This is a genomic window from Azospirillum sp. UFLA03-27 (genome assembly GCF_059803775.1).
In genome coordinates this window covers 1-19,467 of the sequence record NZ_JAUQTX010000024.1, presented here as the reverse complement: position 1 = coordinate 19,467, position 19,467 = coordinate 1, and the positions used below count along the sequence as shown (strand labels likewise).

The 19,467-nt window shown below is 69.1% G+C and carries 17 protein-coding genes; 6 read left to right on the top strand and 11 right to left on the bottom strand.

From position 1 onward, the window contains the following. Positions 1 to 158 precede the first annotated feature (158 nt). Together Q4I23_RS05925 and Q4I23_RS05920 are read right to left on the bottom strand one after the other, a co-directional pair. Positions 159 to 821 carry a hypothetical protein gene (locus Q4I23_RS05925; RefSeq protein ID WP_498525588.1) on the bottom strand — a complete coding sequence of 221 codons (663 nt, stop codon included), beginning with the start codon at positions 819 to 821 and terminating at the stop codon, positions 159 to 161. Positions 822 to 981: 160 nt separating this feature from the next. Next, positions 982 to 1,464 carry an Lrp/AsnC family transcriptional regulator gene (locus Q4I23_RS05920; RefSeq protein ID WP_454016279.1) on the bottom strand — a complete coding sequence of 161 codons (483 nt, stop codon included), beginning with the start codon at positions 1,462 to 1,464 and terminating at the stop codon, positions 982 to 984. 140 nt (positions 1,465 to 1,604) lie between these two features. Here Q4I23_RS05920 and Q4I23_RS05915 point away from each other — a divergent pair, with 140 nt between their 5' ends. Further along, positions 1,605 to 4,013: a thiamine pyrophosphate-binding protein gene (locus Q4I23_RS05915; RefSeq protein ID WP_498525587.1), complete on the top strand. Its 2,409-nt coding sequence runs from the start codon at positions 1,605 to 1,607 to the stop codon at positions 4,011 to 4,013. A 136-nt stretch (positions 4,014 to 4,149) separates the two neighbouring features. On the opposite strand, the gene Q4I23_RS05910 is transcribed toward Q4I23_RS05915, so the two are convergent. After that, the gene (locus tag Q4I23_RS05910) at positions 4,150 to 4,842 is read right to left on the bottom strand and encodes a hypothetical protein (protein ID WP_498525586.1); all 693 of its coding nucleotides are present in this window, start codon (positions 4,840 to 4,842) and stop codon (positions 4,150 to 4,152) included. Between the two features lie 115 nt (positions 4,843 to 4,957). Between Q4I23_RS05910 and Q4I23_RS05905 the strand changes: the two genes are divergently transcribed. Both Q4I23_RS05905 and Q4I23_RS05900 read left to right on the top strand, forming a co-directional pair. After that, on the top strand, positions 4,958 to 6,043 hold the full coding sequence (locus tag Q4I23_RS05905; RefSeq protein ID WP_454016276.1) for a site-2 protease family protein: 1,086 nt from the start codon (positions 4,958 to 4,960) through the stop codon (positions 6,041 to 6,043). A 104-nt stretch (positions 6,044 to 6,147) separates the two neighbouring features. Next, positions 6,148 to 6,615 (top strand): DsrE family protein, encoded by a 468-nt coding sequence (locus Q4I23_RS05900; protein WP_498525585.1) that lies wholly within the window; start codon positions 6,148 to 6,150, stop codon positions 6,613 to 6,615. A 9-nt stretch (positions 6,616 to 6,624) separates the two neighbouring features. Here Q4I23_RS05900 and Q4I23_RS05895 read toward each other — a convergent pair whose 3' ends face one another. From Q4I23_RS05895 to Q4I23_RS05880, 4 genes are all read right to left on the bottom strand, one after another. Beyond that, a complete protein-coding gene (locus tag Q4I23_RS05895) occupies positions 6,625 to 7,449 on the bottom strand; it encodes an aminotransferase class IV (RefSeq protein WP_498525584.1) in 825 nt (274 codons plus the stop codon). Further along, positions 7,446 to 8,807 (bottom strand): aminodeoxychorismate synthase component I, encoded by a 1,362-nt coding sequence (pabB, locus tag Q4I23_RS05890; protein ID WP_498525583.1) that lies wholly within the window; start codon positions 8,805 to 8,807, stop codon positions 7,446 to 7,448. Before pabB ends, Q4I23_RS05895 begins: the two co-directional genes overlap by 4 nt. Before the next feature lie 29 nt (positions 8,808 to 8,836). Beyond that, positions 8,837 to 9,622 carry an SDR family oxidoreductase gene (locus tag Q4I23_RS05885; RefSeq protein ID WP_498525582.1) on the bottom strand — a complete coding sequence of 262 codons (786 nt, stop codon included), beginning with the start codon at positions 9,620 to 9,622 and terminating at the stop codon, positions 8,837 to 8,839. Between the two features lie 81 nt (positions 9,623 to 9,703). Then, positions 9,704 to 10,177: a hypothetical protein gene (locus tag Q4I23_RS05880; protein ID WP_498525581.1), complete on the bottom strand. Its 474-nt coding sequence runs from the start codon at positions 10,175 to 10,177 to the stop codon at positions 9,704 to 9,706. A gap of 370 nt (positions 10,178 to 10,547) precedes the next feature. Here Q4I23_RS05880 and trxC point away from each other — a divergent pair, with 370 nt between their 5' ends. Beyond that, positions 10,548 to 10,997, top strand: a complete 450-nt coding sequence (gene trxC, locus Q4I23_RS05875; RefSeq protein ID WP_498525580.1) for a thioredoxin TrxC — start codon at positions 10,548 to 10,550, stop codon at positions 10,995 to 10,997. A 3-nt stretch (positions 10,998 to 11,000) separates the two neighbouring features. Here the strand turns inward: trxC and Q4I23_RS05870 are convergent, their stop codons facing one another. From Q4I23_RS05870 to Q4I23_RS05855, 4 genes are all read right to left on the bottom strand, one after another. Further along, on the bottom strand, positions 11,001 to 11,612 hold the full coding sequence (locus Q4I23_RS05870; RefSeq protein WP_145624798.1) for a response regulator transcription factor: 612 nt from the start codon (positions 11,610 to 11,612) through the stop codon (positions 11,001 to 11,003). Further along, on the bottom strand, positions 11,602 to 13,455 hold the full coding sequence (locus tag Q4I23_RS05865; protein ID WP_498525579.1) for a sensor histidine kinase: 1,854 nt from the start codon (positions 13,453 to 13,455) through the stop codon (positions 11,602 to 11,604). The genes Q4I23_RS05870 and Q4I23_RS05865 overlap by 11 nt, the downstream gene beginning before the upstream one ends. Before the next feature lie 106 nt (positions 13,456 to 13,561). Next, positions 13,562 to 14,857: an NAD(P)/FAD-dependent oxidoreductase gene (locus tag Q4I23_RS05860; RefSeq protein ID WP_498525578.1), complete on the bottom strand. Its 1,296-nt coding sequence runs from the start codon at positions 14,855 to 14,857 to the stop codon at positions 13,562 to 13,564. 86 nt (positions 14,858 to 14,943) lie between these two features. Continuing rightward, positions 14,944 to 15,147: a YgaP family membrane protein gene (locus Q4I23_RS05855; protein WP_454016268.1), complete on the bottom strand. Its 204-nt coding sequence runs from the start codon at positions 15,145 to 15,147 to the stop codon at positions 14,944 to 14,946. Positions 15,148 to 15,281: 134 nt separating this feature from the next. Here Q4I23_RS05855 and Q4I23_RS05850 point away from each other — a divergent pair, with 134 nt between their 5' ends. Both Q4I23_RS05850 and Q4I23_RS05845 read left to right on the top strand, forming a co-directional pair. Next, positions 15,282 to 16,334: an efflux RND transporter periplasmic adaptor subunit gene (locus Q4I23_RS05850; RefSeq protein ID WP_498525577.1), complete on the top strand. Its 1,053-nt coding sequence runs from the start codon at positions 15,282 to 15,284 to the stop codon at positions 16,332 to 16,334. Between the two features lie 10 nt (positions 16,335 to 16,344). After that, on the top strand, positions 16,345 to 19,467 hold a 3,123-nt coding region (locus tag Q4I23_RS05845; RefSeq protein ID WP_498525576.1), incomplete at its 3' end, for an efflux RND transporter permease subunit.

The window sequence follows — 19,467 nt, the reverse complement described above, 5'->3', positions numbered from 1 at the left end:
TAAATTCGCCGCACGCCCCTGTTCCAATACTCTTTATGGCAAAACGCGGCCCAGGTCTTCCATTGCGAACGTCATGGGCGTTCCGGACGACGGGATGCCGAACGCGTTGGCAGCGGGAATACGGCCGGCAGGCGCCGGTTGTCACAGCGGGGCATCGCTCACATGGCGGCGATGTCCTTGACCGCCGTGTCCTTCAACAACTGATCGAAGCTCTCGGACTTGAAGCCCAGAGCGCTGAGCTTGTCCCCCGCCGCGCGTTCCGAGTCGGTCCGCGCCATCTTGTTCAAGGCAAATTCCGCCGTCAACTTCACGGTGGTCGCGCCTTCGTCCGCTCGACTCATCAGTGAGCTGCGTTCCCACATTGAGCGTCGCAGTTCGCTCGTGATCGCCACGGCCTGATCCAGGCGTGACGCCGAACTTGCTATTTTATCGATGGCGGACAGCCGTGCTTCGATGCTTTCCGAAAGCAATCTGATTTTCTTCTGGTTTTTGGTTTCCTGTCCGACACCCGCTTCGACGGCGCTCTTCCAGAAGGTCTGGCTGCGGGATTCCTTCAGTTTCCCCGAAAGCGCATCGTTCATTTCATCGGACGACATTTGGCCGGATGAAACGAAGAGACCCAAGGTGCTTCGGTCATTGCCGGATAAATTGCTGAACAACGACAGCGCGTCGCCTTCCAAGGCCGACGCCAACGGACTCAAAGCCACTTGGTCGGCCTTCCCGCTGCCGGTGCCGGCTTCGTCCTCCCTGGCCCGGCCCACCGGCGGCTTGGCGGACGGTATCGTCGGATGTATCGAGACTGAAGAGATCGCACTGGTCAAGGAAACGTTCGACATCCTTCCCCCATCAAGCCGCGCCCTTGAATTGAAAAAATGATACATTCATTTTGAAAGCTCAACAATAAAAGAGAAAATACTTAGAGATCTAATCAATATTCTCGATGCGAGTGCTTCGATTTCCATCGATATGCGGTCGCTCCGCTCATTCCGCCAGATGACCCAGCGGCAAGGCCGTGCGGTAGCGCACCTGCTTCAGGGCGAAGCTGGACCGGATGTTGGCGACCCCGGAAATCCGTGTCAGATGCTCCTTGAGAAAGCGCTCGTAGCTGGCGAGATCGGGGACCACCACGCGCAGCAGGTAATCGGCGTCGCCGGTCATCAGATAGCATTCCATCACCTCCGGCAGCGCCATCACGGCGGCCTCGAAGGCGTCGATCCGCTCCTCCACCTGCCGCTCCAGACTGACGCTGACGAAGACGTTCACCGGCAGATCGACCGCGGCGGGATCGACCAGCGCGACGTGGCGGGTGATGACGCCCGCCTCCTCCAGCGCCTTGACCCGACGCAGGCAGGGTGACGGCGACAGGCCGACGCGCTCCGCCAGCTCGTTGTTGGGCATCCGCCCGTCCTGCTGGAGCAGGGCCAGGATCTTCCAGTCGATGCGATCGAGTTTGATTTTTGGCATTTCATGCTGCCATCAGCCGTTTTGCGCAATCTAATGCTAAACCAGCGGCGTTTCCGGCGCCACTTTGCAAACTCCTGCCGCGGCACAAATGATAGGCTTCACCGATCATCGACCGCCGCTCCGTCAAGAGGGGAACAGACATGGATGCGACCGTTCCGAACCACGCCGACCTCGCCTGCCTGCGCGAGCTGGAGCGCAAGGTTCTCTGGCTCGCGTCCTGGACGATCCACAACGCCAACCATGTCCGCCCCAACCAGGACGGGTTGAAGATCGGCGGGCATCAGGCGTCCTCGGCCTCGCTGGCGACGATCATGACGGCGCTCTATTTCCAGGCCCTGCACCCGGAGGACCGGGTGGCGGTGAAGCCGCACGCCAGCCCGATCTTCCACGCCATCCAGTATCTGCTGGGCAACCAGACGCGCGGGAATCTGGAGAATTTCCGCGGCTTCAAGGGCGCCCAATCCTACCCGTCGCGGACCAAGGACGTGGACGACGTGGACTTCTCCACCGGCTCGGTCGGGCTGGGGGTGGCGCAGACGCTCTTCGCCTCGCTGGTGCAGGACTATGTGAAGGCCAAGGGCTGGGCGAAGGACCTAGCCGAGGGGCGCATGGTGTCGCTGGTCGGCGACGCCGAGATGGATGAGGGCAACATCTTCGAAGCCCTTCAGGAAGGCTGGAAGCACGGTCTGCGCAACACTTGGTGGATCGTCGACTACAACCGCCAGAGCCTGGACGCGGTGATCCGCGAAGGTCTGTGGGAGCGGCTGGAGAACATCTTCCGCGCCTTCGGCTGGGACGTGGTGATCCTGAAATACGGCGCGCTGATGCAGGCGGCCTTCCAGGAGGAGGGTGGTCAGCGCCTGCGCGACTGGATCGACCGGTGCCCGAACCAACTCTATTCCGCACTGACCTACCAGGGTGGAGCGGCGTGGCGGAAACGGCTGCTCGACGATCTGGGCGACCAGGGGCCGGTCACCCGCCTGATCGAGCGCCGCAACGACGAGGAGCTGGCCCTTCTGATGGGCAATCTCGGCGGCCACGACCTGCCCTCACTGCTCGACGCCTTCGCCCAGGCGCGCACGCACGACCGGCCCGTCTGCTTCATCGCCTACACCATCAAGGGCGCCGGGCTGCCGCTGGCCGGGCACAAGGACAATCATTCCGGCCTGATGACCCCGGCGCAGATGGAGGCGTTCCGCGCCGCCAACGCCGTCCGTCCGGGCCATGAGTGGGACCGCTTCGAAGGGCTGAGCCGGCCGGCGGCGGAGTTGGACGCCTTCCTGAAGCGGGTGCCCTTCGCGGCCAAAGGGCGGCGGCGCCATGGTGCGGCGGCGGTCCCGGTGCCGGCGGCCCTGGCCGCCCCGGCGCAGAAGGCGCTATCCACCCAGGCGGCCTTCGGCCTGATCCTGAACGAGTTGGGGCGCGAAAAGACGGAGTTGGCGGAGCGCATCGTGACGACCGCGCCGGACGTGACGGTGTCCACCAACCTCGGCGCCTGGGTGAACCGCCGCGGCCTGTTCGCCAAGAGCGCGCTGGCCGACCTGTTCAAGAAGGAGCGCATCCCGTCCACCTACACCTGGGACTTCTCCCCCGACGGCCAGCATTTCGAGCTGGGCATCGCCGAGTCCAACCTGTTCATCCTGCTGTCGGCGCTGGGCCTGTCGCATTCGCTGTTCGGGGAGCGGCTGCTGCCCATCGGCACCGTCTATGACCCCTTCGTGATGCGGGCGGCGGACCAGATGAACTACGCCTGCTATCAGGACGCACGGTTCCTGCTGGTGGCCACGCCGTCCGGAGTGACGCTGGCCCCGGAGGGCGGGGCGCACCAGTCCATCGCCACGCCGCTGGTCGGCATGGCCCAGGACGGGCTGGCTTGTTTCGAGCCGGCCTTCGCCGACGAGCTGGCCGTCACCATGCGCTGGGCCTTCGACTACATGCAGCGGGAGGGCGAAGGCGAGCCGGACGAGCGGAACTGGCTGCGCGACGAGACCGGCGGTTCGGTCTATCTGCGCCTGTCCTCGCGCGTGCTGGAGCAGCCGGTCCGGACGATGGACGAGGAGCTGGAGAGCGGCATCGTCCAAGGCGCCTACTGGCTGCGCCGCCCCGGCCCGAACGCCCAGGTGGTCGTCGCCTACAGCGGCGTGGTGGCGCCGGAGGCCATCGAGGCGGTGGGCATGCTCGGCGAGGACCGCCGCGACGTCGGGCTGCTGGCCGTCACCTCCGCCGACCGTCTGCACGCCGGCTGGAGCGCGGCGCAACGAGCGCGCGAGCGCGGCAAGCCCCACGCGCGCTCCCATGTCGAACGCCTGCTGGAAGGCGTGCCGTCCCATTGCGCGCTGGTGACGGTGCAGGACGGGCATCCGGCGGGGCTGGGCTGGTTGGGCTCGGTCCTTGGTCACCGCACACGGGCGCTGGGAGTGGAGCATTTCGGCCAGACCGGAACCATCGCCGATCTCTACCGCCATCACGGCATCGACGCCCAGGCCATCGTCCGTGCGGCGGAGGCCCTGTCCCCCGGCCGCCCGGTCCGCCATCTGAAAGCGGTGTAGCGCGGGAGACATCCACGGCGCGGGCCGGATGTGACGGCGTTCCAAGGCGGGGGTTCGCATTCCCGCTTGGCCGGTCCCGCTTTCGGTGAGCCGCTCCCTTTCACACGCGAGCGCGGCGGCTGTCCGGAGACGGGTGTTATGGTCGGCGGTCTTTTCGGTCGATTTGACGGATCATCCATAGGTGGACAAGGCTGCACGCTCCAAAGAATGCCACTCCAAGAAGCATTGTAAGCCTGTCCCAGATGCCTCCCTTACCAACGAACGTGACAAACGCGCAGACCAACGTCATCAGAACGCTGAGAACGAAAAACACCCACAGAGTGCGCTTTCCGATGCCCCGGGCGGATATCAGCCACGATTCCACCAGAGACATTCGTTCCTTTGATACGCGGTGGGTCCGCACGGGCATGTAGTGGGAGGCATATTGCGCCACCACCACCCCGCACAATGCGGGCATCTTTACCCAGAAGGACAAGCTTGCTGAGAACAAAACCGCATACATTGCCACGGAAGCAATAAAGGCAAATTTTATTATGGTTCTCAATCTCCTCTCTTCGGCTTCTTCTGATAAAATGCGGCCGCGACCGAATATCCCAAATGGATAATAGATCCGCTGTCCGGTAACGCCCGTCTTGAAATACGAACCGGCAAAGCTGTCAAAAAAATTCACCGAAAGCCTCCGCACATCGCACTGAATGCTCTTAAAAGTAGCATAAATTTGATTAATCAGTAAGAATTTGGCGATAAGAGATTTGACAAAATTCCTTCTCGTCGATAGTCGCAGCAGGAATTGCCCCATTTGGTTTGAGCGGGCGCCGACCCACGGCACGGACCGGCGTTGTTCAGCCCGTTCGCCCCTCCCCAAGCGCAGCGTGACGCCACGCCCCTTGGATCACCACATAAGGATCACACCCACATCGGTCACAGCGCGAGGCGAGGTCGGGATGAGCTGGTCGATCCCCATCGGCACCGTGAAGGGCACGGTGATCCGCATCCACATCACCTTCTTCCTGTTCCTTTTGTGGATCGGCGCCGCCTACCACGCGCAGGGCGGCTGGCCGGCGGCGCTGGAGGGGGTGGTCTTCCTCTCGCTGCTGTTCCTCTGCGTGCTGCTGCACGAGTTCGGGCACGTCTTCGCCGCCCGGCGCTACGGCGTCCGCACACCGGACATCACCCTGCTGCCCATCGGCGGGGTGGCCCGTCTGGAGCGGTTGCCGGAAAAGCCCTCGCAGGAGCTGGTGGTGGCGCTGGCCGGGCCGGCGGTCAATCTGGTGATCGCGGCGCTGCTCTATGCCGCACTCGGCGGCTTCGTGCCGGCGGAGGCGGCGGAGGTGCGGAACGCCGGCATCGACGTGCTGTCCCGATTGGCCGTGGTGAACCTGTTCCTGGCGCTGTTCAACCTGATTCCGGCCTTCCCGATGGACGGCGGGCGCGTGCTGCGGGCGGTGCTGGCGAGTCGCATGGGCTATGTCCGCGGCACCCAGGTGGCGGCCTCGGTCGGGCAGGCGGTGGCCATCGGGCTGGGGCTGCTCGGGCTGTTCGGCAACCCGATGCTGCTGTTCATCGCGCTGTTCGTCTATCTGGGCGCCTCGTCGGAGGCGCACGCGGTGCAGATGCGCGAGATCACCCATGGCGTGGTCGTGTCGGACGCCATGGTCACCCGCTTCGAAACGCTGCCGCCCTCCGGCGTGCTGGAGGACGCGGTGCAATGCCTGATCCGGACGACCCAGCACGAGTTTCCCGTGGTGGATGGGGCTGGCAAGCTGCGCGGCGTGCTGACCCGCGACGACCTGATCCGCGCCCTGCGCGACCGCGGCCCGGACACGCCGGTGCTGGAGGTGATGCGCCCCGATATCCCGGTAATCCACCGGCACGGCAAGCTGGAGGAGGCGCTGCGCCTGATGCAGGAGAAGAGCCTGCCCGCCGTCGGCGTCGATGACGGCAGCGGCCGGCTGGTCGGTCTGGTGACGCCCGAAAATGTGGGGGAGATGATGATGGTTCAGGCCGCCAAACACGCCCTGCGCCGCTGACGCCCTCCCCCTTCCGTTGCGGCGCCTCTCCCTTCGGGAACAAGCGGCGTCCGGGGTCATTGTGCTAGGACAGCGGATGCCCCCACAGCGGAAGGGAGGATGACATGGCAATGCGCTCCACGCGCCGGGCGGCGCTGGCTCTGGCCGGATTCGCCGGGATGACCGCGGCCATGGCGGGGCGGAAGGCCGCGGCGGACCAGCCCGGCGTTCACCGTGTCGCCATCCAGGTCAGCAGCAACGACCCGGCGCTGATGAACATGGCGCTGAACAACGTCAAGAACATCATCGAATATTACAAGAACATCGGTGAGACGGTGGAGGTCGAGCTGGTCACCTTCGGCCCCGGCCTGCACATGCTGCGCGCTGACCGCTCACCCGTGAAGGACCGGCTGGCGTTGCTGAAGGGCAGCCTGCCGACCCTGACCTATTCCGCCTGCGAGAACACCCGCAACGGCATGATCCGCGTCGAGCAGGGCGAGGTCCCCATGGTGCCGGAAGCCAAGCTGGTGCCCTCCGGAGTCGTCCGCCTGATGCAGCTTCAGGAAGAGGGCTGGTCCTACCTTCGTCCGTGACCGGGCTCTCTATTCCGCCGCGATGTCCTTCAGCAGGGCCGCCGTCACCGGCCCCACCCTTCCGGCGCCGATGGCCTGCCCGTCGACGCGCAGCAGCGGGCGCAGACCCAGGCTGTTGGTCAGGAAGGCTTCCTCAGCCCCCAGCAGGTCGGCGACGGAAAGCGGCGCCTCCCCCGCATCGCCCCGTTGCAGGATCAGCGCGCGGCGGATGCCCGGCAGCGCGCCCTCGACGACTGGCGGGGTCAGCGGGCGCCCATCCCGGACGATGAACAGATTCGCCACGCTGGACTCGGCCAGACGGCCCGCGCTGTTGAGCAGGAGCGCCTCCCCCGCGCCGCGCGTCGCCGCCTCCTGCCGGGCGAGGATGGAGTCCAGGTAATTCAGCGACTTCACGCGCGACAGCGGCGAATGCTCATTGCGCCGGGTGCAGAGGGTGATGACCGCCTCCACCGCGCCGACGGGCGGTGGCGCGGGCGCCAGCGTCATCAGCAGCGTCGGCACGGCGTCCGCCGGCGGCAGCACGCCGCGCGCTCCGGTCCCCCGCGTCAGCGTGATCCGCAGCACACCCTCAACGCAACCCTGCGCCGCGATCAGCGCTTCGGCCGCGGTCGTCAGCGTTGCCGCGCCTTGGGGGAGCGGCAGGCCGAGCAGCGCCGCGCTGTCCGCCAGCCGGGCAAGATGCCGGTCGAGATGGCGGGCGGTGCCGCCGGCCACCCGGATCGTCTCGAACAGCCCGTCACCCAGCGTGAAGCCGCGGTCTGCCGGGTCGATCCGCGCCTCTTCCGCCGACAGCAGGCGCCCGTTCAGCCAGACGACGTTCATGGCCGGACTCATCCCTGGGTCTCCCCCAGCGCGCGGAGTTGGGCGCGGATCTTGACCATCATCTCCTCATGCTCGTCCGCCGGGTCAGAATCGGCGACGATGCCGCCGCCGGCCTGGGCGAACACCGTATCCGGCGTGACCGACAGGGTGCGGATGACGATGCTGCTGTCCATCGCGCCGTCGAAGCCGAGCCAGGCGACGGACCCGCAGTAGGCGCCGCGCCGCGCCACCTCCAGCTCGTCGATGATCTGCATGGCGCGGATCTTGGGCGCCCCGGTGATCGAGCCGCCGGGCAGCGCCGCCCGCAGCAGGTCCACCGCCCCCAGGCCGGGCCGCAGCCGCGCCGTGACGACCGAGACGAGGTGATGCACGCTGGCGAAGCTCTCCAGCCCGTAGAGCGTCGGCACCCGGACGCTGCCCACCCGCGACACCCGACCGAGGTCGTTGCGCAGCAGGTCGGTGATCATCAGGTTTTCCGCCCGGTCCTTGACGCTGGCCACCAGTTCCGCGGCGGCGGCGGCGTCCACGGCGGGATCGGCGTAGCGCGGGCGGGTGCCCTTGATCGGGCGCGTCTCCACCTCCCCCGCAGCGCTCAATCGGATGAAGCGCTCCGGCGAGGCGCTGGCGATGCACAGGCGCGGGCCGCAGTCGAGATAGGCGGCGAAGGGCGCCGGGCTGATCGCGCGCAGCCGCCGGTACAGCGCGTAGCTGTCCAGCCCGTCGCGCCGCTCGGCCAGGAAGCGCTGCGTGAAGTTGGCCTGATAGATGTCGCCGGCCCGGATGTACTCCAGCACCCGCTCCACCCGCGCCAGATAGTCGTCGCGCTCCAGCTCGCTCCGCCAGGGGGCGGCTGGGACGGGGCCGAGGGGGGACGCTCCGCCGCCCTCCAGCCGGGTGGCCAGGGCGCGGGCGCGGTCCTCGGCCTCCGGACGGGCGGCGATCACCCAGGCGCGGCGCTCCGCATGGTCGAAAGCGGCCACCGCATCGTAGAAGCCGAAGGCCATCTCGGGCTGGCCGCCGGGGTTGGCGTGGCGCGGGCGGATGCGCTCCAGCCGCAGCCCCGCCTCGTAGCCGATGAAGCCGACCGCCCCGCCGCAGAAGGGCGCCGGTCCCGGCGGCCCCTCCGGCCGGGCGTGGCGCGCCAGCTCCTCCGCCAGCACGGAGAAGGGGTCGCCGTCCACCGGTTGGCCATCAAGATGCGCCCGCCCGTCCAGCGACTCCAGGGTGCGGAAGGGCTCCGCGGCAATGTAGCTGTAGCGGCCATGGGCCGGGTGCGCGGCGGCGCTGTCGAGCAGCATCGACCAGGGCTGTCCGGACAGGGCGCGGAAGGCCTCCGCCGGATCGGCGCATGACAAGGGGATCGCCAGCATGGCGGTGCTGCTTCCTGTAAGACCGGCCTTCACATGAGAATGGTGGCGCCGCCGTCCACCACCAACACATGCCCATTGACGTAGGACGCGGCGGGCGAGGCCAGGAACACCGCGGCCCCGGCGATCTCCTCCGGGCGGCCCCAGCGGCCGATCGGGGTGCGTCCCTCGAAATAGGCGGACAGGGCCGGATTGCCGATGATGCCGGCGTTGGTCTCCGTCGCGAAGAAGCCCGGCGCGATGGCGTTGCTGGTCAGGCCCTTCGCACCGTACTCGGCGGCGAGCGCCCGCACCATGCCGGCCAGCCCGGCCTTGGCGGCGGCATAGACCGCGTCGTTGGCACGGGCGATCTGCCCGGAGATGGATGTCACCGTGATCAGCCGTCCGAAGCCCTGGGGCAGCATCAGCCGCGCCGCCTCCCGCGCCAGGATCAGGCCAGCGGCCAGATCGACGTTGAGCAGCTCGCTGATTTCCTCATCCGCGAAGTCGGTCAGCGGCTTGCGGTTGCGCTGCCCGACATTCTGGACCAGCACGTCCAGCCGCCCGTGATCCTGCCCGATCCGCGCGAAGGCGTCCCGCACCGCGTCCCGGTCGGCCACGTCGAAGGCCAGCACCGAGGCCCGTCCGCCCGCCGCGGCGATGGCCTCGGCCTGCGGTTCCAGCCGCGCGGCGTCACGCCCGTTCAGCAGCACATGGGCGCCGGACCCAGCCATGGCGCGGGCGATTTCCAGACCCAGCCCGCGCCCGGACCCGGTGACCAGCGCCACCCGGCCTTCCAGCGAGAACTGCGACAGATAGGGGAGATGCGGAGCGGTCATGGTCACCGATGCGGAGGACGTGAACGGTTTCGCAGGTTTAGCAGATGCTCCGCCGGATGGCACGCTGTCCGACATCGGGCCTCAGGCGCGGGGAAGCAGTTCCACCGTTTCCGCGATGGTCCAGCCGTCCGCCCGCACCAGCCGCCCGAGGCGCCCGTACAGCGTGGCGCCACTGGACACGCGCCCCTCCGCAGCCCAGACGTCGGCGGCTGGGGCGGTCAACAGACCCAGCACCTGCACCGAGAAGGCGATTCCGTTCCGCGCCAGCAGACGCCCGAAGGGTTCCGTCCCCTCGCGAAGCTGTTCGGCGAAGGCCGCGGGAAAGCCGCCGAGCGCGATGCGGATGCTCGCCAGTTCCACCGGCAGCGCATCCGGCCCGACGGTCAGCACGATGTCGCGCTGCAGCGCCGTCCCGTCCGGCTCCGTCCGCTGGCGCAGCACCCGCACGCCCACCGGCTCGCCCCACCGCTCCGACAGGACGGCAGTCATGCCGCGGTCGTGGTCGAGCAGCGCCCGATACGGCGCCGGGACCGTGGTGGCGGACAGCGCGGACAATCCCCGTGCTCCAGGCCCCCACCCCATCGTCAGAGCCCGCGCGCGCGCCAGGGCGGAACCGGAATCGTCCACGGAGGAACAGCCGGCGGCGGAGGCGGACGAAAAGGAAGGCTTCATTCGGAATCGCGGTTCTGCGGAAGGGCTTGGCCGCTCCCGGAGAGGGAAGGGCCACGGGCCGGCATTCTAGGAACAGCGCCCCGCCAACCGCAATGCCGAAGGCGCACATCGCAGGGTCGTGCCACTCGCTTGACCCCACAATGAAAAGGGGCGCCGACCGCAGCCCTGTCCCGCGCCGGCGGCCTCTTGCGCTTCACGGACGCTGCATTAGATCACGCTGATAAAGACGCCCGTCCTGGAGGGAAGCCGCGCCATGTCCGACCTTCTGCACGTCGCCTGCCCAAGCTGCGACACCCTGAACCGCCTACCGCGCGCACGCCTGGACCAGCCCGGCGCCGGCAAATGCGGCCGCTGCGGCCAGCCTCTGTTCCAGGGCAAACCCATCGCGCTGACCGCCGCCCGCTTCACCGCCCAGGCCGAGCGCAGCGACCTGCCATTGCTCATCGACTTCTGGGCGGAGTGGTGCGGGCCGTGCCGGATGATGGCGCCGGTCTTCGAACAGGCCGCCGGCAAGTTGGAGCCCCACGTCCGGCTCGCCAAGGTCGACACCGAGGCTGCCCCCGATCTCGCCGCCCGCTTCGGCGTGCGCAGCATTCCGACCCTCGTCCTGGTCCACCATGGGCGCGAGGTGGCGCGCACCGCCGGGGCGATGCCGCTGCCCGCCCTGCTCGGCTGGGTGCGGCAGGCGATGGCGGCCGTCTGACCCTTATTCCGCTTCCAGAAGCAGCCGGGTCAGGTCGGAGACGGAGGCGACCTCCAGCTTATCCATGACGTTGTGGCGATGGACCTCCACCGTCTTCAGGCTGAGGTTGATCTCCGCCGCGATGACCTTGTTCGGCTTGCCCTGCACCACCAGATCGGCGACCTGCCGCTCCCGCGGGGTCAGGCGGGCCAGCAGGGCGCGGACATGGGCCTTGCGCGCCTGCGCCTCCCACGCCCGACGGGACGTCTCCAGCGCCTCGTGAACCCGGTCGAGGAGGAGCTGGTCGTTGAAGGGCTTCTCGATGAAGTCCACCGCCCCGGCGCGGAAGGCGCGGGCGGCCATCGGCACGTCGCCGTGGCCGGTGATGACCACGACGGCCAGGACCGACCCGGCGCGGGCCAGCGTGTCCTGCAACTCCAGCCCGCTCATCCCCGGCATGCGCACGTCGGTGACGAGGCAGCCGGGCCGGTCGGCGCGGACGGCGCGCAGGAACTCCTCGCCGGAACCGAAGGACTCCACCGCCACGCCCAGCGAGCCGATCAGCCAGCCCAGCGAGTGGCGCATCGCCGGATCGTCGTCCACCACGTAAACGGTGCGGGCCGCGTCAGCCTGCATCGACCTTCTCCTCCGCTGCGGGCAGGACGAGGCGCACCACGGCGCCCCCGCCCGGATTGTCCGTGGCCCAGAGATGGCCGCCATGGCTTTCCACGATGGTTCGGCAGATCGACAGGCCCAGCCCCATGCCGCCCGGCTTGGTGGTGAAGAAGGGATCGAACAGGCGCGCCCGCGCGTCCTCCGACAGGCCATGCCCGCGGTCGGACACGGCGATCTCCACCCGCCCCTCCACGTCCAGCCCGGTGCGCACGGTGACGCCGCGTCCCTCCCCCGCCTCGCCGTCCGCCAGACCATCCATCGCATCCAGCGCGTTCTTGACAAGGTTCAGGACGACCTGCTCGATCTGCACCCGGTCGGCCAGGACCGGCGGCAGGCCGGGGGCCAGTGCGCGGGTGACCGGGATGTTGCCGCTGCGCGCCCGCCCCTCGCAAAGCTGCAACGCCGCCTCCACCGCGCCGTTGACGTCGGCCGGCTCCAACTGGACGGCGCGCTTGCGCACAAAGTCGCGGATGCGGGCGATGATCTGCCCGGCGCGGTCGGCCTGGGTGGCGATGGCGCGGGAGGCCTCGGCGAACTCCGCGGGGCTGCCCACCCCGGCCTCCAGCCGCCGCGTGCAGCCGCGCGCGTAGTTGGCGATGGCGCCCAGCGGCTGGTTCAGCTCATGAGCGATGTTGCTGGCCATCTCGCCGAGGATGGAGAGGCGGGCGACGTGGTCCATCTCCTTCTGCCGCTCGCGGGCGGTTTCCTCGGCGCGATGGCGCTCGGCCATCTCGCGGCGCAGCTCGCGGTTGGCCGCGCGCAGCTCGGCGGTGCGCACCTTGATGAGATGCTCCACCCGCAGCGAATGGACCGCCCACCACAACAGGGCCAGCGCCGCCAGCGCCAGCCAGTGCCAGTGTTCGCGCGCGAGGTCGAGCAGGGTGACGTCGCGCAGATGCTCGTAGGGACCGATGCGCAGGCTGCGGAACAGGCCATGGACCGGCTGGTAGTCCATCGGCACCGTCCAGCCCTCGTAGCCGCCGGCCAGCGCCGCCGGATGGCCGTCGGGCATCTGGAACAGAGCGACCACCACCGCCTTCGCCAGATCCTCCGGCGTGTTGGCCAGCCGGGCGAGCGGCCAGTCGGGATAGAGGCCGGTGGACAGGGCGCAGCCGAACCCCGGCTCCGTCCGGGCGCCGACGACCTGGAAACCCGCGCGGTCGAGGTGGCCTTCCTGGGCCAGCTCCTCCAGCACGCAGGCGCGCAGCACGCCGGCGTCCACCGCGCCGTCGCGGACGGCGAAGGCGACGCGGTCCACGGGAAAACCGGAGAAGCGCAGCTCCTTCAGGTCGGCGTAGGGATCGACCCCGGCGGTCAGCAGCGCCGCCCAGGCGACCTGGAAGCCGCCGAAGGCGTCGGGGTCCACCGCCATCACGGTCTTGCCCTTGAGGTCGGCGAGGCTGCGGATGTCGTCGCGCCCGGCGCGGACGATCAGCGCCGAGCCCACCGCCGCCCCCGACGCGCCGGAGCGGGAGGAATGGAGCGTGGCGATGCGGGTGACGCCGTGGCGGGCCTCCAGCTCCACATAGTTGCCGGTGTTGGTCAGCACGAAATCGACGCCGCCGGCGGCCACCGCCGCGTCCATGCCCGGCAGGTCGAGCGGCACCATCTCCGCCCCGCGTTGCGGAAAGCGGTCCGCCAGATAGCGGACGGTCGGTTCCCAGACGGCGTTGGCGTGGTCGCCGCCCCGGTAGGCCAGCACGCCGACGCGGATCGGCGGCTCCGCCGCCCCGGCCGGGGCCACCGCGGCGAGCATCGCGGCCAGCGCGAGCGTCAGGCGGACCGGTCGGAGCGTGGGGGGCATGGCTTCCTTCGGACGGGGCCGGTGAACGGGAGCGGTCGCGGGGGCGTCGGCTTCTCCCTTGCGCCGCATACACCCACGCCCGGCCACTTTCAATCCGTATGGCTCCTTACCCGTCCAGCGTGGCCGGCGCGTCCGGCTGCACGCGCGTCAGGCCCAGCAGTTTCAGCGCGTAGCGTTCATAGACCGGCTCGCCGATGCCCTTGCGCACCTTGCGCAGGAAGTAGCGCTCGAAACCGACCTTGGCGAGATGGACCCAGCGCCCGTGCGACGACCAGTTGACGTTGCGCGGCGGGATCTGCGGCATGGCGACGAAGGCGACGCCGCTGTCCCCGAAATCGGCGAGGCAGAGCGCGTTCCAGGTCGCCTCCTCCGTCGGTTCCCTGCCGTCCAGGATGGCGCGGATGTTGTGGGCGGCGGCGGTCACCATGGTCTCGATCATGTAGCCGGTCTTCGGAACGCCGACCGGGACGGGGGTCTTCTCCACCGGCGGGATGGCGATGCAGACGCCGACGCCGAAGACGTTGCGGAAGGTCGGGTTGCGCTGGTGGCGGTCGGTCAGCACGAAACCGCGCGGGTTCACCAGCCCCTCCACACCGCGCAACGGGGCGATGCCGCGGAAGGCGGGGAGCATCATGGTCAGGCGGCTGCTCACCATGTGCCGCGCCTTGTCCTTGCCGTCGGCATCGACCTCCGTGACGTGGACCGTGTCGGGCTCGAAGCGGTCGACGCGGGCGTTGGCGATCCATTGGATGTGGCGCTCGCGCAGCGCCGATTCCAGAAGTCCCTTGGTGTCGCCTACCCCGCCCAGCCCGAGATGCCCGATGTAGGGTTCCGACGTGACGAAGGTCATCGGCACCCTGTGGCGGATCCTGCGGCGGCGCAGGTCGGCGTCGGCGATCATCGCGAACTCGTAGGCCGGACCGAAGCAGGACGCCCCCTGAACCGCCCCGACGACCAGCGGGCCGGGGTTGCGGCAGAACGCCTCCCACCGCTGGGCCGCCGCCTCCGCGTGGTCGACGTGGCAGATCGAGACGGTGTTGGCCTGCGGCCCGAAGCCCTCGATCTCGTCGAAGGCCAGTTCGGGGCCGGTGGCGATGACGAGTTGGTCGTAGCCGAGGCTGGTCCCGTCCCCGAGATCCAGCGCGTTGTCCTGGGGCCGCAGCGCGCGGCAGCCGGAATGGTTGAAGGCGATGCCCTTGCGGGCGAAGGGCTCCGCCAGAGCGACGGTGATGTCGCCGCGCTTGCGCCAGCCGACCGCCACCCAGGGGTTGGACGGCACGAACTGGAACTGGCCGCTGTTCGACACGACGGTGATCCGGTCGCCGGGCCGCGTCCGATCCTTCAGCTCGTAGGCCATCGGTATGCCGCCGATGCCCGCCCCGAGTACGACGATGTGGGCCATATCCGTTTCCTCTCCGGAAGATCCGGGTCTGTTGGGCTGCCCGGTTGTGTGTCTTGGTCGAATGCCCCGCCTTGCCCGGCCCGCGCCTACTCGAAGGCCATGCCGGGGCGCAGCCCGATCCGCTTCAGCACGATCGCCAGCGGACAGAAGCCGGTGAAGGCCGCCTGGAGCAGGTTGGCCCCGACGAAGGCGGTCAGCCACAGCCAGTTCGGGCCGTGAAGCTGGGACAAGGCGAGGCTCAGCAGGATCACGGTCCCGGCGAAAGCCATGACGATGCGGTCGATGCTCATGAGGCGGTCTCCTTCAGGCCGGACGGACTGCCGGCTGGCTTTCGCATTTTATTCGTTGACGCTAAATTAGCAATGTCTAAAATATAGGATCAAGACGCCCTGAGTTCCGCTCCTCCCGTCCGAAGTGGCCCGCCATGCCCCGCTCCCTTCCTCCACGCACGCCGGTCCGCAAGGCGCTGCTCGCCGTCGCCCTGCTGGCGGCCCTCCTTCCCCTGTCCGCGACGGCGGCCGAGCCCGACAGCCTGACCGTGCAGCCGCGCTCGGTGGAGGATCTGAAGGCCGTCTTCGCCACCGTGGAAAGCGTGCGCGAGACGCTGGCCCGCACGCGCATCGGCGGCACCGTGGCCGACCTGAAGGCGACGGAGGGCGACAAGGTGACCGTCGGGCAGGTCATCGCCACCGTTCACGACCCCAAGCTGCCGCTCCAACTCGCCGCGCTGGACGCGCGCATCCAGGCGCTGAAGGCGCAGCAGCATCAGGCGGAGCTGGAGCTTGGACGCGCCCGCCAGCTCCGCGCCAGCGGCACCGGCACGCAGCAGCGGCTGGACGACGCGCAGGCCGCGCTGGACGTCGCCCGCGCCCAGATCGCCGCCATGGAGGCCGAACGCTCCGTCGTCGCCCAACAGGCGCGGGAGGGAGAGGTGCTGGCCCCCGCCGCCGGGCGCATCCTTCAGGTCAAGGTGATCGCCGGCGCCGTGGTCATGCCGGGCGAGCCGGTCGCCAGCATCGCCACCGACACCTACATCCTGCGGCTGCGCCTGCCGGAGCGGCACGCCCGCTTCCTGAAGGAGGGCGACCCGGTGCTGGTCGGCCAGCGCGGGCTGGCTCCGGTGACCGTCACCGATCCCGGCGCCACGGCGCTGGCGCGCGGCGCCGTCCGGCAGGTCTATCCCGAGATGGCCGGCGGTCGGGTGGTCGCCGACGCCACGGTCAGCGGCCTGGGCGACTTCTTCGTCGGCGAGCGGGTGCGGGTCTATGTCGCCACCGGCACGCGCGACGCGGTGGTGATTCCGCCGGATTGGCTGCTGCGCCGCTTCGGCACCGATTTCGTCCGGCTGGCTGACGGGACCGAGGTCCCGGTTCAGGCGGGCGGTGAGATTCCCACGGTCGGCGACCGGCCCGGCGGGCTGGAGATCCTGTCCGGCCTGAAGCCCGGCGACGTCATCGTCCGCCCGGCGGGCTCGTGAGGGGGACGCCATGAGGCTCGGCCTTTCCGGGGTGCTGACGCGGACCTTCATCCGCTCGCCCCTGACCCCGCTGCTGCTGCTCGCCTCGCTGGCGGTCGGCGCCATCGCCCTGCTGTCGCTGCCGCGTGAGGAGGAACCGCAGATCAGCGTCCCCATGGTCGACATCCTCGTCCAGGCGGACGGGCTGAAGGTCGGCGACGCCGTGGAGCTGGTCACCCGGCCGCTGGAGGAGATCGTCAAGGGCATCGACGGGGTCGAGCACACCTACAGCCAGACCATGGACGACCGCGTGGTGGTCACCGCGCGCTTCCTCGTCGGCACCCCGTCCGACGACGCCATCCTGCGCGTGCACGAGAAGGTGCGCGCCAGCATGGACCGCATTCCGCTGGGCATCCCGGAACCGCTGATCGTCGGGCGCGGCATCAACGACGTCGCCATCCTGACGCTCACCCTGTCGCCCAGGGCGGAGGCCGCCGGGCGCTGGACCGACAATGCCCTGCACGGCGTGGCCGACGACCTGCTGGGCCAGCTCGTCCAGGTGGAGGATGTGGGGCGCAGCTTCATCGTCGGCGGCCAGCCCGACCAGATCCGCGTGGAGCCCGACCCGGAGCGGCTGGCGCTCTACGGCGTCACGCTGAACCAGCTCGTGGACAAGGTGAAGAACGCCAACCGCTCCTTCATCGCCGGGTCGGTGCGCAGCGCGGGCGGCAGCCTGCCGGTGGTCGCCGGCCAGACGCTCCAGGGCACGGCGGACATCGGGCTGCTTCTGGTCACCACCCGTGACGGGCGGCCCGTCTATGTGAAGGACGTGGCCGACGTGGTGGCGGGGGCGCGGCCCGGCGAGAGCAGCGCCTGGCATCTGGTGCCGGACGGCAAGGGCGGGCTGGTCCGCACCCCCGCCGTCACCATCGCCATCGCCAAGCGCGCCGGGGCCAATGCCGTCACCATCGCCGACCGCGTGCTGGAGCGCGTCCAGGCCATCCAGGCGGAGGGGCTTCCCAAGGACCTGACGCTGACCGTCACCCGCAACTACGGCGAGACGGCCGACGAGAAGGTCAACGAGCTACTGTTCCATCTGGCGCTCGCCACCGTCACCATCGTCGGGCTGATCGTTCTCGCCATCGGCTGGCGGGAAGGGCTGGTGACGCTGGTGGTCATCCCGACGACCATCCTGCTGACCATGTTCGCGTCCTGGCTGATGGGCTACACCATCAACCGGGTCAGCTTGTTCGCCCTGATCTTCTCCATCGGCATCCTGGTCGACGACGCCATCGTGGTGGTCGAGAACATCGACCGCCACTGGTCAATGCGCGACGGGCGGAGCAAGGTCCAGGCCGCCATCGAGGCGGTGGCGGAGGTCGGCAATCCGACCATCGTCGCCACTCTGACGGTCATCGCCGCCCTGCTGCCGATGATGTTCGTCTCCGGCCTGATGGGCCCCTACATGAGCCCGATCCCGGCCAACGCCTCGGCGGCCATGGTCTTCAGCTTCTTCGTCGCCATGGTGCTGACGCCTTGGCTGATGGTGGCGCTGCGTCCGGGGGAGTCTCCGGCAAGCGGGCACGGGACCGGACACGGCGAGCAGGACGGCGGGCGGCTCGGGCGCCTCTACCGCGCCGCCGCGCGCCCGCTGGTCCGCAGCAAGCGCCGGGCCTGGATCTTCCTGCTGGCGGTCGGGGTGGCGACGCTCGCCTCGACGGCGCTGTTCTACACCAAGGACGTGGCGGTCAAGCTGCTGCCCTTCGATAACAAGTCGGAGCTTCAGGTGGTGCTCGACCTGCCGCGCGGCGCGGCGCCGGAGGACACGGAGCGCGCCCTGCTCGCCGCAGCGGGGAAGATCGCCGATCTGCCGGAACTGGCCAGCGTCCAGGCCTATGCCGGGACCGCATCCCCCTTCAACTTCAACGGTCTGGTCCGGCATTACTACCTGCGCGACCAGCCGGAGCAGGGCGACCTGCAGGTCAATCTCGCCCCCAAGAGCGAGCGGGCCCGCAACAGCCACGCGGTCGCGCTCGACATCCGGGCGCGGCTCTCCACCCTCCCCCTGCCCGCCGGGACCGTGCTGAAGGTGGTCGAGGTGCCGCCCGGCCCGCCCGTGCTGTCCACCCTGCTGATGGAGGTCTACGGCCCCGACGCGGAGACCCGGCGCAAGGCGGCGCTGGCGGTGGAGGGCGCCTTCCGCGGCGTGGACTTCATCGTCGACGTGGAGAACAGCATCCGCCCACCCGGCGAACGGCTGCGTTTCGCGCTGGATCGCGAAAGCCTGGAGTTCCACGGCGTGGAGGAGCAGGCCGTCTACGACACGCTGCGCGCGCTGACCGGCGGCGTTCCCGTCGGCTACTCGCACCGCGGGGCGGGGCGCACGCCCATTGAGATCGCCGTGCAGATGCCGCGCTCCGGCCTGTTCCTGTCCGAACGCCTCCTCTCCACCCCGGTTCCGGGGGCGCGCGGCACGGTGGAGCTGGGCGATCTGGTGACGATGACGCGGGAACCCGCCTCCCACACGCTGTTCCGCCACAACGGGCGCTTCGCGGAGATGGTCATGGCCGATCTGGCCGGGCGCTTCGAGGCGCCAATCTACGGCATGCTGGCGGTGCAGGAGCATCTGAAGGCCGTCGATTGGCCCGCCGCCGGGCTGGCCGCCGCGCCGGAGATCCGGCTGCACGGCCAGCCGGACGACCAGAGCCGGCCCGTCCTGCTGTGGGACGGCGAGTGGGAGATCACCTATGTCACCTTCCGCGACATGGGGGCGGCCTTCGGGGTGGCGATCCTCGGCATCTATCTGCTGGTCGTTGCCCAGTTCGGGAGCTTCAAGCTGCCGCTGGTGATCCTGGTGCCGGTGCCGCTGACCCTGATCGGAATCGTGCTGGGCCATTGGCTGTTCGGAGCGGCCTTCACGGCCACCTCGATGATCGGCTTCATCGCGTTGGCCGGGATCATCGTGCGCAATTCCATCCTGCTGGTGGACTTCATCCGCCATCTGAGGGAGCGCGGGACCCCGCTGCGCGAGGCGGTGCTGGAGGCTGGGGCCATCCGCTTCAAGCCGATCCTGCTGACCGCCGTCGCCGCCATGATCGGCGCCGCCTTCATCCCTGTCTCTTATACACATCTGACGCTGCCGACGATTATACGC

Coding starts and splice junctions, on each gene's coding strand:
- Q4I23_RS05860 (WP_498525578.1), bottom strand. CDS start 14,857: ATGGCCCACATCGTCGTACTCGGGGCGGGCATCGGCGGCATACCGATG.
- Q4I23_RS05850 (WP_498525577.1), top strand. CDS start 15,282: ATGCCCCGCTCCCTTCCTCCACGCACGCCGGTCCGCAAGGCGCTGCTC.
- Q4I23_RS05915 (WP_498525587.1), top strand. CDS start 1,605: ATGGATGCGACCGTTCCGAACCACGCCGACCTCGCCTGCCTGCGCGAG.
- Q4I23_RS05920 (WP_454016279.1), bottom strand. CDS start 1,464: ATGCCAAAAATCAAACTCGATCGCATCGACTGGAAGATCCTGGCCCTG.
- Q4I23_RS05855 (WP_454016268.1), bottom strand. CDS start 15,147: ATGAGCATCGACCGCATCGTCATGGCTTTCGCCGGGACCGTGATCCTG.
- Q4I23_RS05895 (WP_498525584.1), bottom strand. CDS start 7,449: ATGAGTCCGGCCATGAACGTCGTCTGGCTGAACGGGCGCCTGCTGTCG.
- Q4I23_RS05870 (WP_145624798.1), bottom strand. CDS start 11,612: ATGCAGGCTGACGCGGCCCGCACCGTTTACGTGGTGGACGACGATCCG.
- Q4I23_RS05905 (WP_454016276.1), top strand. CDS start 4,958: ATGAGCTGGTCGATCCCCATCGGCACCGTGAAGGGCACGGTGATCCGC.
- Q4I23_RS05900 (WP_498525585.1), top strand. CDS start 6,148: ATGGCAATGCGCTCCACGCGCCGGGCGGCGCTGGCTCTGGCCGGATTC.
- pabB (WP_498525583.1), bottom strand. CDS start 8,807: ATGCTGGCGATCCCCTTGTCATGCGCCGATCCGGCGGAGGCCTTCCGC.
- Q4I23_RS05865 (WP_498525579.1), bottom strand. CDS start 13,455: ATGCCCCCCACGCTCCGACCGGTCCGCCTGACGCTCGCGCTGGCCGCG.
- Q4I23_RS05885 (WP_498525582.1), bottom strand. CDS start 9,622: ATGACCGCTCCGCATCTCCCCTATCTGTCGCAGTTCTCGCTGGAAGGC.
- trxC (WP_498525580.1), top strand. CDS start 10,548: ATGTCCGACCTTCTGCACGTCGCCTGCCCAAGCTGCGACACCCTGAAC.